This is a genomic window from Amycolatopsis sp. NPDC003861 (assembly GCF_053605405.1).
The window spans coordinates 1-15,702 of record NZ_JBSGJD010000230.1 but is presented as its reverse complement, the minus strand read 5'-3'; the positions used below and the strand labels follow the sequence as shown (position 1 = coordinate 15,702).

Here is a 15,702-nt window from a genome sequence, read left to right as displayed (position 1 = left end):
GAACCGGTCCCCCGGCTGGTACTGCAGCCAGTTCATCGCGCCGGGGCCGACCGAGTCGTCGCCGCAGCCGCCGGGCGGGCACGGGCCGAGCTCGGAGGCGCTCGGCGTCGCCGTGCGGCTGCTGGCCGGGCGCCTTTCGGCCCGGGCCCTCGCGGTGGACGCGCAGGCGGCCGGCCGGGCGATCAGCGCCCTGGTCGCCTCCGCGGCCGCCTATTCCGACCTCGGCCGCGCCCCGGACCGCGAGGTCGACGTCGTCGAAGGGCTCGAAGCGACGCTGCGGGTGCTGGCCCCGACGCTGGCGGGCCTCGACGTCGTCCGCGACTACGCACCCCTGCCGCGGGTGACGGCGCACCTGGGCGAGCTCAACCAGGTCTGGACGCACCTGGTCCGCAACGCGGCGGAGGCGATGGGCGGCCGCGGCGAGCTGCGGCTGGTGACCCGTCAGGAGGGCCCCTGCGCGGTCGTCGAGGTCCGCGACAGCGGCCCGGGCATCCCGGCGGACCTGCTGCCGAGGCTGTTCCAGCCGTTCTTCACGACGAAGGACATCGGCCACGGCACCGGCCTCGGCCTGCACCTGTGCCACGAGATCGTGGCGATCCGGCACAACGGGTCGATCGAGGCGGTGTCGGTGCCGGGGGACACCCGGTTCGTGGTGCGGCTGCCGGTGTCCGCCCGGCGCGGGGCGGTCAGTCCTTGACCGCCCCGGCCGCCAGTCCGGTCCGCCAGAAGCGTTGCAGCGCCAGGAAAGCCAGGATCAGCGGGATGATCGACAGCAGCGAGCCGGTGACCACGATCGCCTTCAGGTCCGGATCCCGGGTGATCTGGGTGTTCAGCGTGTACAGCCCGAGCGTGACCGGGTAGAGCCGGTCGCTGGTCAGCATCACCAGGGGGAGCAGGAAGTTGTTCCAGATCGCGACGAACTGGAACAGGAAGATGGTGATCAGCGCCGGGGCCATCAGGCGCAGGCTCACGGTGTAGAACATGCGCACGTCGCCCGCGCCGTCGATGCGGCCGGCTTCGAGGATCTCGTCCGGGACCGACGCCGCCGCGTAGACGCGGGCCAGGTACACCCCGAACGGGCTGATCATGCTCGGCAGCAGCACCGACCAGACCGTGTTCGTCATCCCGGCGCCGGCCAGCATCAGGAACAGCGGCACCGCCAGCGCGGTCGGCGGGACCAGGACACCGGCGAGGATCGTGGAAAACGTCAGCGAGCGCCCGCGGAAGGTGAACTTGGCGAGGGCGTAGCCGGCCATCGCCGACAGCAGCGTGGCCGCCGCCGCCCCCACCACGGAGTAAAGCGCGCTGTTGGCCAGCCACCGCAGGTAGAGGCCGTCGCCGAAGGTGACGGTGTCGCGCAGGTTCTCGCCGAGGTGGTTGCCGGAGAACCAGAGGCCGAACGTCGTCGACAGGTCCGAGGCGGACTTCGTCGCCGAGATCGCCAGCCACACCACCGGCAGCAGGAAGTAGACCGCGGCGACGAACATCGCCGTGGTCACCACGGTGGAAGAACGGATGGTCACAGGGCGGCCCTCGCGCGGGTGATCCAGAAGAACAGCCACGACAGGACCGCGATCAGCAGCGTGACGAGCACGCTCATCGCGGCGCCGAGGCCGTAGTTCTGGGCGGAAATCTGGGCGTAGGCGGCCATCGACGGCGTGTAGGACGACGAGACCGCGCTGGAAACCCCGGCCATCACCTGGGGTTCGGTGAACAGCTGGAACGTGCCGATGATGGAGAACACCCCGGTCAGCACCAGTGACGGCGCGATGATCGGCACCTTGATCCGCCAGGCGATCGTCCAGCCGGACGCGCCGTCGAGCCGGGCCGCTTCGTAGAGCTGGGGCGGGATCGCCTGCAGCGACGAGTAGAGGATCAGCATGTTGTACCCGGTGAACGTCCAGGTGACGATGTTCGCGATCGAGTACAGGATCACGTTGCCGGACAACAGGTCCGGGTGGATCCCGAGCGGGTCGAGCAGCTGGTTGACCGGCGAGAGGTTGGGGGCGTAGAAGAAGCCCCACATGACCGCGGCGATCACGCCGGGCACCGCGTACGGCAGGAAGAACGCGAGCCGGAAGAACCGCCGCAGCCGCACCACCGCCGAGTCCAGGGCGAGCGCCAGGACCAGGGCGAGGCCGAGCATGACCGGGATCTGGACCACCCCGAACAGCATGACCCGCCCAACCGAGCCGGTGAACCCGGTGTCGCCGAGGGCGGCGGTGTAATTGCCCAGGCCGGCGAACACCTCGACGGGACGGCCGTAGGTCGACGTCCGGGTGACGGCGGTGAAGCTCTTCACCAGGGCCACCACGATCGGGGCCACGTAGAACACCGCGAACCCGATCAGGAACGGGGCGAGCAGCAGCCACGCGGCGCGGGTGCTGCCGTTCGCCCGTCGCCGGCGCACCACACTGGGGCGGGGCGCCGCGCCGGCGACGGTCTGGGACGCTGCGACAACCATCGTCGTCCTTACTTCGCCACGGGGATGGACTGGCGTTGCAGGTCGGTGATCGTCGCGGCGCCGGCCTCGGTGAGGGCCTTGCCGAGCGTGCCGTTGCCGGCGAGCGCGGCGCCGAACCCGTCACGGACGTGGGCGTAGGTCTGCTCCATCGACGGTCCCCAGGTGAAGTCCTGGCTGACGCCCTTGCCCGCCTCGCGGAAGACCGCGTCGACGTCCTGGCCGCCGAAGAACTGCGTGTTCTCGGGCGAGGCCTTCGCGCCGGCCTGGGCGTCGGTGGTCGCCGGGTAGATCCCGCCCTGGGCGGTCAGGATGGCCAGGGCCTGCGGGTCGCTGTTGAGCCACAGGGCGAACTGCGCGGCTTCGGCCGGGTGCTTGGTCCCGGCGAAGACCGCGGTGGTCGAGCCACCCCAGTTGCCGGAGCGCTGCTCACCCTTGGTCCACTGCGGCAGCGGCGCCACGGCCCACTTCCCGGCGGTCGAGGGCGCGGCCTTGGCGATCGTGCCGACCCCCCAGACGGCCCCGGTCCAGGTGGCGATCTGCCCGGAGTCGAGCGCCTTGTTCCAGGATTCGGAGAAGCCTTGGTAGTTCGAGACGAGGCCCTGGGAAAGCAGGTTCTGCCAGTAGTCGGCGACCTTGGTGGACGCGGGATCGGTCAGGTTCACCTTCCACTGCTGACCGTCCTGGGTGAACCAGTGCCCGCCGGCCTGCCAGACGAGCCCGGCGAACCAGTTGACGTCCTTCTGCGGGAAGTGCGTGATCGTGAGGTTCGGGTCGGCGGCGTGCAGGGTCTTCGCGGCCTGGGCGTACTCGTCCCAGGTGGTCGGCACCGGCACGTGGTACTTTTCGAAGAGGTCCTTGCGGTAGAACAGGCCCATCGGGCCGGTGTCCTGCGGGATGGCGAAGACGCCGTCGCCGCCGACCGAGGCCTGCGCCCAGGTCCAGTCGACGAACTTCGACTTGGCGTCCGCGACGCCGGGGCAGGCGGAGATGTCCCGAAGGCCCTGCTGGACGCGGAAGCCGGGCAGCGAGTCGAACTCGACCTGCCCGAGGTCCGGCGCCTGGTTCGCCTTGAGCGCGGTGAACATCTTGTTGTAGGTGCCCTGGTTCCCCTGGGGCGTCTGCTCGACGGTGACGTGGATGTCGGGATGCCCCTGGTTCCACAGGGCGACGGCCTGGTCGATGCCGGGCAGCCAGGACCAGAACGAGAGCTCGACCTTGCCCCCGGAGGCAGCACAGGCGGCGGCACCGGCCGGAGCGGCGGACTCGCCACTCCCACAGCCGGCGGCGACGAGCGCAAGCACGGCAATAGCGGCGGCGCCCAGCCGGTGAAGCCGTTTCGTCGGGGGAGAAGTACGCACCATTGCGTTCGGTCCTTTCGGAGTGGCGGCGGCTTCGGCCGAGGCCCGGCGTAGGGGGACCGGGCCGCGGGGACGGATGGGTTTGGCGGCGGAGTTTGCGGCCGGGGGTTAGAGGTCCACTGTGGATCGGGGTGCGGGGGCGGGCGGTGGCTCGGGCGGGCTCTCGGGTCGCTGCTCGCCGCGCCGGTCGAGGTGCGCGCTGGCGGGCGGGGCTTCGTGCGGCAGCCCGCCGCCGAGGGGCGCCCGGGCGGGCAGGTCGCCGCCGTAGTGCCGGTCGAGGCGAGCAGGCAAGACCTCAGACAGCCGCCCACCCCACCAAGCAACCCGCATCCGGCGCGAGCAACCGCTCACCCACCAACCCACCCCGGAACCGGCGGAGCGGCGCGCACACCGGCGTGACCTGCGAAGCCGGCCCGACCCGGCCGTCCTCGGCGAGCTCGCGCCCATGCCGCCACCTCCTCCCACCACTCGCTCGGGAACGTTCCCGGGAATGTTCCCGGCCGTTGCACCCGGGGAGTATGCGCACCCGGGTGCGACCTCGTCAAGGGCGGCTTCCGCCCGGTTCGGCTCAGGCGGTCGCGCGGGTGATCAACGAAACCGGCAGGGAGATCCGGTCGGCGGTGTCCGCCAGCAGCGCCCGGACCAGGGCCTGGCCGTGGTCGTACTTGTCGATCCGGACCGTGCTCAGCGGCGGGTTCAGGTACGCCGACATCTCCAGGTCGTCGAAACCGACCACCGCGCAGTCCCGCGGCACCGCCCCGCCGCGCGCGAGCACCGCCTGGACCGCCCCGATGCCCATCAGGTCGTTGAACGCGAAGATCCCGTTGACCTCGGGCCACGCCGAGAGCAGCTCGCGGGCCGCTTCCGTGCCGCCCGGGATGGTCGGCGGTCCCTGGACGATCCGCGCCGAGACGTCGCCGAATCCCAGCGCCGCGCACGCCGTCACGAAAGCCAGCCGCCGCTCGTCGACCGCGACGCCGACCGAACTGTCCAGCATGCCCAGGCACGCGTCCGGCCGGCGCGCGAGCAGCTCCACGGCCGCCGCGGTTCCGGTCGCGAAGTCGTTGCTCACCGACGCCGCCGCCTCCGACGGCAGCTCGCGGTCGGCGACCACCAGCGGCACCGAGCGCGCGTAGTCGGCGAGGACGTCGTCGGGCATGCCGTAGAAGAACCCGACGACTCCGCGCGCGGACCGGGCCAGCGCGTCCTCGATGGCGTCGCGTTCCCGGCCCGGGTCGGCGTCGGTGTTGTACAGCACGACGCTGCACCCGGCCGCCTCCGCCGCGTCGTACACCCCGCGCGCCACCGCCGGGTAGAACGGGTTCGCGATGTCGGAGACGATCAGCGCGATGACGTCCGACCGCTGGGTGCGCATGCCCTTCGCCAGCGCGCTCGGCCGGTAGCCCAGCCGGGCCGCCGCCGCCAGCACGCGCTCGCGGGTGTCCGGGGCGATCTCCGGCAGGTCGCGCAGCGCCCGCGAAACCGTCTGCCGCCCGACGCCGGCCTCCCGGGCCACGTCCTCGATCGTCACGCGCTTGACGCGTGGCAGCCGCCCGCGTTCGGTCACGCCGTCACCTCCCTCCGCGTAAGACGCCGAGCCTAAGGGGTCAGGGCGCGGCGCCACTGGCCGGTGACGCTCCGGCGCAGCGCCTCGGTGTCGACGCTGCCCGGATCGAGCAGCCGCTGCAACGCGATCCCGCGCAGCTGCCCGACGACGGCGGTCGCCACCTCGTCGGCGCCGGCGCCCGCGCCGATGCTGCCGTCCGCGAGGCCGGCTTCGACGTCTTCGCGCAGGTCGGCGCGGAAGGCGGCGTCTCGTTCGCGGAAGATCGGGGCCAGCTCCGGCTGGGTGGCGGCTTCCGCCCACAGCAGCAGGAAAGCCTGGTGGAACACGCCGATCCGGCCGAGCTCGCCGAGGTAGCCGTCGATCAGCCGCAGCAGGCGGCCGAGGCCGGGCGGGACGTCCTCCAGCCCCGGCACGAACCCGGCCTGCGTGGCCCGCGCCAGCCGTTCGACCAGCGCCTGCTTCCCGCCGAAGTGGTGGGTGACGATCCCGCGGCTGTACCCGGCCCGTTCCCCGACGCGGGCGAGCGTCAGCGACCGCACGCCCTGCTCGACGACGAGTTCGGCGGCGGCGGTCAGCAACGCGGCTTCGGCCTGGTCACGGCGTTCCTGCTGGGTCCGGCGCATGATCGGAGTCTAGCAAAGTAACTTGCGTGTTGACCAACAAGTATGTGTAGAGTGCCGGACCAGGAGGTCCTGATGATCGAAATCGACGAACGTGCCCTCGACGCCCTGCTCGCCGACGACCCCGGCGGCCCGGTCGTGATGCTGAACCTGCTGCGGTTCCGCCCGGACGGCGGCCGCGAAAGCTACCAGCGCTACGCCGAAGCCCTCCGCCGCGAACTCAACGCCCGTTACGGCCTGCAAGTGGTGTACCTCGGTACCGGCGGCCCGGCGCTGGTCGCCGAGGACGGGCAGGCGTGGGACATGGTGGTGCTCGTCCGCTACCCGGACCGGCAGACCTTCGCGGCCATGGTCCGCGACCCCGAGTACCAGGCGATCACCCACCTGCGCACCGAGGCGCTCGTGGAATCGGTCCTGCAGCCGACGACGCCGGCGGCCTGACGCCTGCGGTGTTCGTCCACGGCAACCCCGAGACGGCGGCGGTCCGGGACCCGCGGCCGGCGGCCGCGTCGCGGCGGGGCGGGACGAAGTGATGGGCCGTGGCCTGAAGTTCAGCGGGCGGTGCAGGCCAATCCGGCCAGGGGCTGGGCCGTGCCGGTCACGACCGCGCCCCACGTCGTCGTCGCGCCGGGGGCCAGCGTCCCGTTGTAGGTCTGGTTGGCCGCCCGCACCTGCTGGCCGGTTTGCGTCGGCACGGCGTTCCACGAATTGGTCACCTGCTGGCTCCCCGCGAACGAGAACGCCGTCGTCCACCCGGCCAGCGCGGCCGAGCCGGTGTTCTTCACGGTGAACTCCAGCTGGTGCCCGCCGTTCCACGAGGACGTGACCGCCGAGGTCGCGGTGCACGACGCCCCGGCCGGGGTGGTGGACGTCGTCGGCGTGGTCGGGGTGGTCGGGGTGGTCGGCGTCGTGGTGGGGGTGCTGGTCCCGGTCGTGTAGCTGATGCCGGTGTAGGCCGCCGCGCAGCCGGAAAGGCACTGGTCCGGCAGTGTGAAGCGGTAGACGCGGCCGTCGTTGACGAGCGCGTCGCTCGCGTCCCGGACGCGGATCGCGTACGCGGTGCCGGCCGTGGCGGTCGGGCCGATGAGGAAGGCCTGCCCGAGGTCGCTGTCCGGTTGCGCCTGCTGCCAGGTGCCGTCCGCGCCGAGGAACTCCACGCCGTGGACGCCGTTGGGCAGGTGCGACACCGCGATGGCCGTCCAATACCGTTGCGCCCCTTGGAGGAAGCCGAGTTTCAGGTCGCCGGTGTAGTTCGGGGCGGGCACGTAGGACCAGGAGACCCGGCGGTTGTTCCAGTGCCCCGGGTTCAGGTCGCCGACCGGCGCGCCGTTCTTCACGAATCGGTTGAGCGACGCGGTCGAGAGGTCGAGGTGCCCGGGATCGTCGCGGCACCAGGCGTTCGAGTCGCCGCAGCTGTCGGCCACGACCATGGTCAGCTGGGCGCCGGCGTACCCGTCGGTCACCCAGGACCCGTTGCGGCAGAACGGCTGTCCGGGCGCGCCGTCGTTGACGCCGGTGCAGTATTCGCCGATGGTGACCTGCACGAACCGCCCGCAGTTGCGGCCGTTGTCCCACAGCCCGATCTTCGCGGCCTGGGAAGGCGGGATCGGCCGGGGGTAGAAGCTGTAGTCGCCGGGGGTGTTGTAGACGTTGAGGGCGACGAAATCCGGCGAATCGAGCACGTCCTGCGGCAGGCCGCAACCGCCGTAGGGGGCGCCGAGCGCGTCGAAGTGGATCGCGTTGCCGGTCGTGGGCGCGACCGGCGCGGCGCCCGAATTCCACGGCCACAGCACGGAAACACCCACGACGAGCACGGCGATCGCGGCGAGCACGCCCGGCCGGCGGGAGACGGACCCCATGGATTCTCCTTCCGCCGTTCGGTACCGCGGCAGGCGGAAGCGGCCCCGGCGGCGTCGTCTGGAAGCGCTCCCAGAGTCCCCCGCGCACCGGTCGTTTGTCAATCGCTTCTCACGCCGAGCCGCGCGCCACCACGGTCAGGCGCTCGAGGGCCAGCCGGCCCGAGGTCAGCCGGAGCCCGATCGCGGGCGACCAGCCGGGAGCGACGACCGGACCCGCCGGGATCGTTCGCAGCAGCTGCCACCGGCCCTGGTGGCCCAGCCAGCTCGTCAGCCCGCCGCGGTGGTCGGACACGACCGCGAACCGGTCGCCCGGCGACCACTCGACCGCGGCGCAGCACCCGCCGGTCACGTCGTCGCCGTAGTCGCGCCCGTCGGCCCGCACGTCCGCGCCGGACGTGCCGAAGTGGTGGTTGTACCAGGCCAAGGCCAGCTCGTCCGGCCCGGCGGCGCGGCCGAGGAGCACGCTGTCCTCCGGAGCGCTCCCGGCGAAGGAACGCGGTTCCAGGAGCACCGCGAAGTCGCCGGCCGGGGCGGCCACCGGCGCCACGAGCACGGCGGCCGACTGCCGGCTCGCCGTCGCGATCAGGGCGCCGTCCGCCTGGCTCAGCGAGGGCACCGGCTCCCCGAACCGCGCGCCGATCCGGTAGTCGTTCAACCGGTCTCCGGTGAAGTCGTCGTCCCACACCGGTGTGGCGAAGTCGGCCGGGTCGAACACGACCTCCGCCCGCACGGCGTCCGCGGTGCTGCGGGCCGGGACGCCGTGGTCGAGCGGGGCGACCAGCAGCCGCACCGGCGCCCGGGTGCCGACCGGCGCGTCGGCGGGTGCCGTCACCCGCCACTGCAGCGGGACGGTCCGGCCCGGCGTGAGCCGGAGGTCGCCGGCCGGCCCGATCGGCTGGGCCGTCCAGCCGCGCGGCACCGTGAGCGCCGGTCGCACGGTCATCGGCTGCGCACTGCGGACCGAACCGGTGATTTCGGCCGTCTGCCCGGGTCGCAGCCGCGGCGGTTCGTCCGGCAGCCGGACGCCGAGCCGCTCGTCTTCGGCGCGCCAGGACTGCACCGCCGTGATGCCGACCGCGCCTCCGTCCACTCTGGACGCCACGACCCGGAGCCCGTCGGTGCGGACCGGCGGCTGGACGACGACGCGGTTCGGCCGGCCTCGCACCGGCGTCGCGGGATCCCGGTGCTGCGCGGGGAGGTCGGCCCACGACCCGTCGGCGGTGCGGTACTGGAGCGCGAAGGTGTCCGGCGTGCGGACACCGCCGCCGTCGTCGTAGAAGGAGATCCGGACGTCGGAGACGTCGGTGGCCGCGCCGAGGTCGACGGCCAGCCAGTCCTGGCGGTTCGGGCTGCCGTAGCTCGTCCAGCGCGTCGACGGGACGTCGAGGTCGAAGTCCTGGCCGTCGATCGCGTTCGCCGCGCTGTCGGCGGGCCAGGTGTAGGACGCCGACGCCGCCGGGTAACCGGTGCGATCGATGTTCGCCAGGTCGTCGACGAGGTGGTCGGCCACGGCCGCCTTCCCGGGCCGCACCGGCACGTCGACCGCGGTCAGCCCGGCCTGGCGGTGCACGAGCTTGCCGTCCAGCCAGACGCTCAGCCCGGCGCCCTGCCGGTAGACCTGGCCGTCCCGGTCCCAGGCCACGGTCAGGCTGCGCCCGTGATAGGGCACGTTCTCCACCGCGAAGTGGTCCCAAGTGGACGGAACGAGCGGCGCGAGCCGCACGTGGTCACCTTGCTGCGGCCGGATGCCGAGCAGCCCGGACAGCACCAGGTCGTCGAACGTCGAGTGGTTGTAGTCCTCGCTGTGCCCGCGGGAGTCGTACAGCCAGCGGTCCTCGTCGGGGTGGTGCGCTTCGGCGACGTAGGGCACGCCGTTCTTGCGCTGGGTGAGGGCGTACCCGCGCAGCAGGGCGTAGTAGTCCTGAGTGGACACATACGGCTGCGGGGGATAGTCGGTGAGCAGGTTCGCCAGCCCGGTCAGCGTCTGGCTGGTGGCGTAGGGCCAGCTCGGCCCCGACCAGCGGCAGCACCCGGCGAGGGCGTCGTGCATGAACCACGGGCTGCGCCGCTCGACCGTGGTGGGCCCGAAGGGGGCCGCGAACCCGGCCGGATCGGTCAGCTGCGCCCACGCGGCGGCGGCGCCGGCCGGTGCCATGTGGAAGTACCACGGCACGAACCCGATCTCTTCCCGGTCGGCGATCTTGGTGCGGGCCGGGTTGCCGTCCCGCATCACGTGCTTGTAGAACTGTGCGCCGCCGTCCCACAGGACGCGGTCCTGGTTCGCCTGCAGGGAGCGGGCGTCCCGGTCGTAGCGGTCGGCGAGCTGCCGGTCGCCGGGTGCGCCGCGCCGGCGCAGCAGTTCGGCGATGGCGCGCGCGTCGCCGTACTGGTAGGCGTTGAGCGTCGGGCGGAAGCCGGCGCCGCCGTGGTAGGGATCCGGGCTCTGGTAGGAACTCGCGGTGTACTCCATGGCGTCCCACACCGGAACCTGCCAGTAGAGGCCGAGCTGCGGGTCGAACTGCGGCGCCCAGGCGGCCCACTGCCGTTGCAGTTCGGGGAGCCGGTCGACGGCGAAGTCCCACCGGCCGTCGACGGCCGCCCGCGCGAGCACGGCGTCGGCCGCCCAGAAGGAGTATTCGTGGGCCCAGTCGGTGGTGTTCTCGTTGAGGCCGTCGGTCGCCGGCTTCGGGCCCGCGCCGCTGCCGCGCAGCCAGTAGTCGACGTAGTCGTCGAGGTAGCGGGGGTCCCGCAACCACCGTCCCTCGTAGAGGTGGTGCCCGGCGGCGGCGTCGATCCCGCCGCCGGGGGCGGAGTAGCCGACCGGGCCGAGGAATTCGGAGACGATCCAGCCGTCGTCGGGCCCGGTGTACTTGAGGGCCTCCTTGAACGTCCGCCACCGGTAGTAGTACGTGTCCTCGATCGCCTTGTCGGGCAGGTCGACGAACGGGATGTTGGCCTCGTACCACGCGGGGTCGCCCAGGCCGGCGAGCTTCGCCGCGTGGTCGAGGAGATGCGTCCCGGGGCCGACGGCCGGGTACGCCGGCGGCGGGCCGGCGGGGGCGGCCGCCGCGGGGAGCGTGGTGGCCGACAGGGTGACGAGCGTGGTGGTCAAGACCGTGAACAGACGGCGAACCGAGCGCATGCCGACGCTCCTCGTGCTCTTCGGGGACCGGGCAGGGGAACGGTAGCCGGTGGGATACAACGTTGTAAATACGTATTTACAACGTTGTATCCAAGGGTTCGCCCGGTGCTGCACCACCTCGCGCGCGCAACCGGTGTCCCGCCGGCCGGAGCGTCACACCCGGCGGGACCTGCTCTGCACGGATCAACGGCCCCGCCGGCCGGAGCGGCTCAGGCGTGCCAGGCGGGATCGCGGCCGAGGAAACCCATCAGCTGGTCCTGCGCCGAAGCGCTGTCGGCCACGGGCACCGCCGGGCCGAACTGGCCGCTGTCGCGCAGTACCTGCTCCATCGGCCGCATCGCCGCCAGCGCTTCCGCGCAGCGCTGTTCGCCGAGGTCGGGCTCACGGCCGAGAGCCTTGGCGAGATCCCAGGAATGCAGCCAGATGTCGCCGGTGTAGAACTGGTCGATCGCCTCGTCCACCGGCCGGTCGCCGGTGTGCGGGTTGCTGAGCACCCGCCCGGCGGGGGCGTCGAGGATGGCCTGGATGTCGGCGACGTGCTGCTTCCACGCCCCGGCCGGGTCGGGGTCGACCGCCAGCGCGGGCAGTTCGATGCCCGCGCCGCGGAGGAAGTCGCGCGGCCACTCGACCAGGTGCCGGACGACGTCGAGCGCGGTCCACCCCGCTACCGGCGCCGGGCGCGCCCAGTCGCCGGCCGAAGCCGACTCGACCAGCTCGGTGAACCGGGCGGCTTCGGAGGCGTGCTGCCGGGCCCGGGTCATCGCGCGAGCAATGCGTCGAGCTTGGCGTAGCCCTCGGTGACCCCGACGTCCATGCCGCTGGCCAGCATGCCGTCGCGGGTGGCGAAGTCCGGCACCACGCTGAGCACCCGCAGCCGGGTGCGGCCGCCGTCGATCTCCTCCAGGGTCAGCGTTTCCAGCGCGACGCCGTCGGGCTCGCCGTCGTAGGTGAACGTCCACACGATCCGCTCGTTCGGCCGCACTTCGTGGAAGCTGCCGTGGAACGCGGCGATCTCCTCGCCGTCGCGGTCGTTGGCGAAGGCCCATTCGCCACCCGTGCGCGCCTCCCACCGCGTGATCCGCGTGGTGACCGAGTGCGGCCCGACCCACTGCGCGTACAGCTCGGGGTCGACGTGGGCGCGGAACACCTGCTCGGGGGCGGCGTCGAAGTCCCGGACGAGCTGGATCGTCGGGACCTTTTCGTCGGCCAGGATCTCGGTTTCGTGCTTCGTCATGGTCATGACGCGTCCTTACGGGGTCGGGTTTCGTTGTCGCTCATGCGGCCCAGCAGCGTTTCGAGGCGCCGGTAGCGCTCCTCGGCCTGCCGCCGGTACCGCTCGATCCACTTGGTCATCAGGTCGAACACCTCGGCGTCCAGGTGGACCGGACGGCGCTGGGCATCCTTGCTGCGCGTCACCAGCCCGGCCTCTTCCAGCACCTTCACGTGCTTGGAGACCGCCTGGAGGCTCATGTCGTACGGCTCGGCCAGCTCGCCCACGGTCGCGTCCGCGGCGGCCAGCCGGGCCACCAGGTCGCGCCGCGTCGGGTCGGCCAGGGCCGCGAACACGCGGTTGAGCCGCTCGCTGTCTTCGTGCACCGGTTCTTCCTCAACTCTTAGGTTGAATATGACCGTAGAGTGCGGCCCGGGATGTTGTCAACCTCAAGGTTGAGAAGGGGCGGGGTCCCGCGTTTGGGACCCCGCCCGGGTGATCAGAAGTGGTCGGGCGTGTCGATCCGGCTCCGGACCAGGGCGCCGGACGCGGTCAGCCGGCCGGTGCCGTAGTCGCTGCCGGCGCAGGTGCCCGGCTGCAGTGCGGCGCTGCTTTCGTCCGCGTCGGAGTACGTCCAGTTCGCGTAGCTGATCTGCAGCTGGTCCAGTAGGTCCAGCCAGGCGGTGGTGCTGGCCTGGTCGAGCGTGCCACCACCGGTGGCGGTCACCGTGCCGAACTCCGTGACGAACAGCGGCAGCCTCGCGGCGGCCCGGCTCACCGTGGAGCGGTAGTTGTCCTTGTGGCTGGCGGCGTAGAAGTGGAACGTGTACATGATGTTCGTGGCGTTGACGGGGTTGCTGATGATCTCGGATTCGCTGGAGCCGTCGGAGACGCCGAGGGACGACCACCCGCGGGTGCCGACGATCACGACGGCGTCCGGGTCGGCGGCGCGGATCACCGGGATGACCTGCTCGGCGTAGTTCTTGATGCCGGCCCAGCTCACGCCGTTGGGTTCGTTGGCGATCTCGTAGATCACGTTCTTCCGGCTCGCGTTCCGGGCGGCGACCGCGGCGAAGAAGGTCTTGGCGCGGTCGAGGTTGTAGTTCGGGTCGCCCGGGGTGAGGGTGTGGAAGTCGACGATCGCGTACATGCCGCGTTCTTCGGCCTCGCCGACGAGGCTGTTGACCCGGTCGGTGAACCAGGCCGGGTTGGTCTCGTAACCCTTTTCCTGCACGTACATGGCGATGCGGAGCAGATCGGCGTGCCAGTCGTCGGCGAGGGCGTCCAGGGACGCGTCGTTGTAGCAGGAGTCGAACCACTGGAGGCCGTGCGTGCTCATGCCGCGCAGCTGGATCGCCCGGTTCGCTTCGTTGCACAGGTGGACGCCGCAGACGTGCAGCTGCCCGTTCGCGGCGAGCGGCGTGCCGCCGGGGGAGGGTGTGGTGGTGGTCGTGGGTGTGGTCGGTGTCGTGGTGGTCGTGGTCGATCCGGTGCAGGTGACGTCGTTGAGGGTGAAGGAAGCCGGAATCGGGTTGGCCCCGGTCGTGGTACCGGTGAAGCCGAGGTCGGCGACGGCGCCCGTCGCGAGGGTCCGGTTCCAGTCGGGACTGGCGGCGGTCGCGGTCGAGCCGGACTGCGACCAGGTGGCGTTCCACCCCTGGGCCACCTTCTGGCCGGCATCGGGGAAGGTGAACTTGAGCGACCAGCCGGTGAGCGTGTCACCCAGGTTGGTGACCTTGACGCCGGCCTGGAACCCGCCCTGCCACTGGTTGGTGACGGTGTAGTCGACCCGGCACCCTTGAGAGGCGGCCGAGGCCTGCGGGATGGCCAGCACGGCGGTGCAGCCGAGAACCGTCGCGCCGGCGGCCGCCAGCGCAGCGATGGAGCGCTTCATTGAACTCCTCAGATCCGTGTTCGAGTGTTTCAACAGGCTGGGAGCGCTCCCAGAGAGGAGAACATCCGGCGAGGGGCGGCGTCAAGGGTTCCGGCCCCGCGGGGGTGACCGGAAGCTTTCTGGCTGGCGAATTCGGCCGGGCCACGATTGCGGAGTCCGGTGCGGGCGGTCGAGGTGCTCACGCGAAGGGAGTCGCGTCGTGGGGGGCTCGGTCTTCGGGGGAGTCGGTGGGTGAATCCGGCGCTGCGGCATGTTTCGGTCTGGCCACGGCGCCACCCGCTGCGGGTGCTCAGCTCTCGGTTTCCCCTTGAAGGGCCCGGTTGAGCCGGCGGGCTTCGTGCAGTTCGTCTTCCAGGATGACGATCCGGCAGGCAGCATCGACGGCGGTGCCCTGGTCGACGAGCTCCCGCGCCCGCGCGGCGAGCCGGAGCTGGTGTCGCGAGTAGCGCCGGTGCCCGCCGGCGGATCGCTGCGGCGTGATCAAGCCGGCCTCGCCGAGGCTGCGGAGGAAGTTCTGGGTGGTGCCGAGGATGTCCGCGGCTCGGCCCATGGTGTAGCCGGGGTAGTGCTCATCGTCGAGATTTCCGGGTCTTTCCCCGTCGGGGCCCATGTCACCTCCGCATCAGAAGGACCCCGGACGCCATCGTGGGCGTCCGGGGTCCTCGAAAGGTTGGGTTTCACCATTACCGGCCGGCGGCCTGACCGCCGGCTTCCCGCGCGAGGCGCGGGGATCGCTCATCCGTGACCGAGCACCACCTCCGAACTCGATGGGCTTGCGGAACCCGCGCGGCGCTACTGGGCCGCTGCGGGCGATCCCATGATGGTCCCGTTCCCTTCCTTTCGTTGTCTCTTCCGGTACGTGGAGAACTTTACCGGTGGGTGCGGGTGAATGTCTACTGTCGTGGGGGTAGATTTTCGGTGGCGGGTGGCGGGGGGATTGCGTCTCGGTCGCGGGCTTCTGGGTGGTGCGCGCGGGCTGATGCTTTGTCGGGGCAGGCGTGGGTCGGCTGTGGAGTCCTGCCGCGCCGTGCCTGACCGGCTTGACTCGCTGCTCGTCCGCCCCGCCAAGCCGACCCGCCCGGCCGCCGATCCGGCCGGCCAAGCTGACCTGCCCGGCCAAGCTGACCCGGCCGGCTCGCCCGGCCCTGCGGGCCTGCTCGGCTCTTCAGGAGGGGCCGGCCGCGAACGGCCGGGATCCGCGCGGGCCGGTGTGCCCGGCTGGCTGGGCAGGTCCGGATCGAACGCCTCGTCCGGCGAGCTCAACCCGCCCCGGCGCGGCCGGCCCGCCCAGGCCGCTTGGATCAGCCGACCAGGGACGGTCGGGACTGATCAGGCTTGGCTGCCGGTGCCGGCCTGCCCGGGTCGACCAGGGACGGTCGGGACCTGATCAGGCCTGGCCGCCGGTGCCGGCCTGCTCGGGTCGACCAGGGACGGTCGGGACCTGATCAGGCCTGGCCGCTGGAGCGGGCCTGCTCGGGTCGATCGGGGACGGTCGGGACCTGATCAGGCTTGGCCGCCGGAGCCGGCTCGCTCGGCTGGACCTGCCCGCCGGGCTCGGTCTGCTCGCTCGGACCGGCCGGCCCAGCCG

At 71.9% G+C, this 15,702-nt stretch carries 15 protein-coding genes; 2 read left to right on the top strand and 13 right to left on the bottom strand.

Features of this window, described 5'->3' with window-relative positions:
* On the top strand, positions 1-697 hold a 697-nt coding region (locus ACWEVN_RS38195), incomplete at its 5' end, for a sensor histidine kinase (RefSeq protein ID WP_452054517.1).
* Here ACWEVN_RS38195 and ACWEVN_RS38190 read toward each other — a convergent pair.
* From ACWEVN_RS38190 to ACWEVN_RS38165, 6 genes are all read right to left on the bottom strand, one after another.
* Positions 687-1,502, bottom strand: a complete 816-nt coding sequence (locus ACWEVN_RS38190) for a carbohydrate ABC transporter permease (RefSeq protein ID WP_310970583.1) — start codon at positions 1,500-1,502, stop codon at positions 687-689. The genes ACWEVN_RS38195 and ACWEVN_RS38190 overlap by 11 nt on opposite strands.
* 17 nt (positions 1,503-1,519) lie before the next feature.
* Complete coding sequence (locus tag ACWEVN_RS38185) at positions 1,520-2,464, bottom strand: carbohydrate ABC transporter permease (RefSeq protein WP_452054516.1); 945 nt, start codon at positions 2,462-2,464, stop codon at positions 1,520-1,522.
* Between the two features lie 8 nt (positions 2,465-2,472).
* The gene (locus ACWEVN_RS38180; RefSeq protein ID WP_452054515.1) at positions 2,473-3,765 is read right to left on the bottom strand and encodes an ABC transporter substrate-binding protein; all 1,293 of its coding nucleotides are present in this window, start codon (positions 3,763-3,765) and stop codon (positions 2,473-2,475) included.
* Between the two features lie 165 nt (positions 3,766-3,930).
* The gene (locus tag ACWEVN_RS38175) at positions 3,931-4,113 is read right to left on the bottom strand and encodes a hypothetical protein (RefSeq protein ID WP_452054514.1); all 183 of its coding nucleotides are present in this window, start codon (positions 4,111-4,113) and stop codon (positions 3,931-3,933) included.
* A 277-nt stretch (positions 4,114-4,390) separates the two neighbouring features.
* Positions 4,391-5,389 (bottom strand): LacI family DNA-binding transcriptional regulator, encoded by a 999-nt coding sequence (locus ACWEVN_RS38170; protein ID WP_452054513.1) that lies wholly within the window; start codon positions 5,387-5,389, stop codon positions 4,391-4,393.
* Between the two features lie 32 nt (positions 5,390-5,421).
* Entirely contained in the window at positions 5,422-6,012 is a 591-nt protein-coding gene (locus tag ACWEVN_RS38165; RefSeq protein ID WP_449683630.1) for a TetR/AcrR family transcriptional regulator, read from the bottom strand.
* A gap of 72 nt (positions 6,013-6,084) precedes the next feature.
* Here ACWEVN_RS38165 and ACWEVN_RS38160 point away from each other — a divergent pair, with 72 nt between their 5' ends.
* Positions 6,085-6,450 carry a DUF1330 domain-containing protein gene (locus ACWEVN_RS38160; RefSeq protein WP_452054512.1) on the top strand — a complete coding sequence of 122 codons (366 nt, stop codon included), beginning with the start codon at positions 6,085-6,087 and terminating at the stop codon, positions 6,448-6,450.
* A 110-nt stretch (positions 6,451-6,560) separates the two neighbouring features.
* Here the strand turns inward: ACWEVN_RS38160 and ACWEVN_RS38155 are convergent, their stop codons facing one another.
* From ACWEVN_RS38155 to ACWEVN_RS38125, 7 genes are all read right to left on the bottom strand, one after another.
* Complete coding sequence (locus ACWEVN_RS38155; RefSeq protein ID WP_452054511.1) at positions 6,561-7,868, bottom strand: cellulose binding domain-containing protein; 1,308 nt, start codon at positions 7,866-7,868, stop codon at positions 6,561-6,563.
* Positions 7,869-7,977: 109 nt separating this feature from the next.
* Positions 7,978-11,010, bottom strand: a complete 3,033-nt coding sequence (locus ACWEVN_RS38150; RefSeq protein ID WP_452054510.1) for an MGH1-like glycoside hydrolase domain-containing protein — start codon at positions 11,008-11,010, stop codon at positions 7,978-7,980.
* Positions 11,011-11,219: 209 nt separating this feature from the next.
* Complete coding sequence (locus tag ACWEVN_RS38145) at positions 11,220-11,771, bottom strand: maleylpyruvate isomerase family mycothiol-dependent enzyme (protein WP_452054509.1); 552 nt, start codon at positions 11,769-11,771, stop codon at positions 11,220-11,222.
* Positions 11,768-12,250, bottom strand: a complete 483-nt coding sequence (locus ACWEVN_RS38140) for an SRPBCC family protein (RefSeq protein WP_310969924.1) — start codon at positions 12,248-12,250, stop codon at positions 11,768-11,770. The genes ACWEVN_RS38145 and ACWEVN_RS38140 overlap by 4 nt, the downstream gene beginning before the upstream one ends.
* Positions 12,247-12,606, bottom strand: coding sequence for a metalloregulator ArsR/SmtB family transcription factor (locus ACWEVN_RS38135; RefSeq protein ID WP_452054508.1), 360 nt, complete (start codon positions 12,604-12,606; stop codon positions 12,247-12,249). Before ACWEVN_RS38135 ends, ACWEVN_RS38140 begins: the two co-directional genes overlap by 4 nt.
* A 113-nt stretch (positions 12,607-12,719) precedes the next feature.
* Positions 12,720-14,114, bottom strand: coding sequence for a cellulase family glycosylhydrolase (locus ACWEVN_RS38130; RefSeq protein ID WP_452054507.1), 1,395 nt, complete (start codon positions 14,112-14,114; stop codon positions 12,720-12,722).
* A gap of 289 nt (positions 14,115-14,403) precedes the next feature.
* Complete coding sequence (locus ACWEVN_RS38125) at positions 14,404-14,724, bottom strand: MerR family transcriptional regulator (protein ID WP_452054506.1); 321 nt, start codon at positions 14,722-14,724, stop codon at positions 14,404-14,406.
* Positions 14,725-15,702 lie beyond the last annotated feature (978 nt).

What these genes read in the sequence shown, in the direction of transcription:
- ACWEVN_RS38185 (WP_452054516.1), bottom strand. Translation starts at nt 2,464, where the DNA reads ATGGTTGTCGCAGCGTCCCAGACCGTCGCCGGCGCGGCGCCCCGCCCC.
- ACWEVN_RS38165 (WP_449683630.1), bottom strand. Translation starts at nt 6,012, where the DNA reads ATGCGCCGGACCCAGCAGGAACGCCGTGACCAGGCCGAAGCCGCGTTG.
- ACWEVN_RS38160 (WP_452054512.1), top strand. Translation starts at nt 6,085, where the DNA reads ATGATCGAAATCGACGAACGTGCCCTCGACGCCCTGCTCGCCGACGAC.
- ACWEVN_RS38155 (WP_452054511.1), bottom strand. Translation starts at nt 7,868, where the DNA reads ATGGGGTCCGTCTCCCGCCGGCCGGGCGTGCTCGCCGCGATCGCCGTG.
- ACWEVN_RS38150 (WP_452054510.1), bottom strand. Translation starts at nt 11,010, where the DNA reads ATGCGCTCGGTTCGCCGTCTGTTCACGGTCTTGACCACCACGCTCGTC.
- ACWEVN_RS38145 (WP_452054509.1), bottom strand. Translation starts at nt 11,771, where the DNA reads ATGACCCGGGCCCGGCAGCACGCCTCCGAAGCCGCCCGGTTCACCGAG.
- ACWEVN_RS38140 (WP_310969924.1), bottom strand. Translation starts at nt 12,250, where the DNA reads ATGACCATGACGAAGCACGAAACCGAGATCCTGGCCGACGAAAAGGTC.
- ACWEVN_RS38130 (WP_452054507.1), bottom strand. Translation starts at nt 14,114, where the DNA reads ATGAAGCGCTCCATCGCTGCGCTGGCGGCCGCCGGCGCGACGGTTCTC.
- ACWEVN_RS38125 (WP_452054506.1), bottom strand. Translation starts at nt 14,724, where the DNA reads ATGGGCCCCGACGGGGAAAGACCCGGAAATCTCGACGATGAGCACTAC.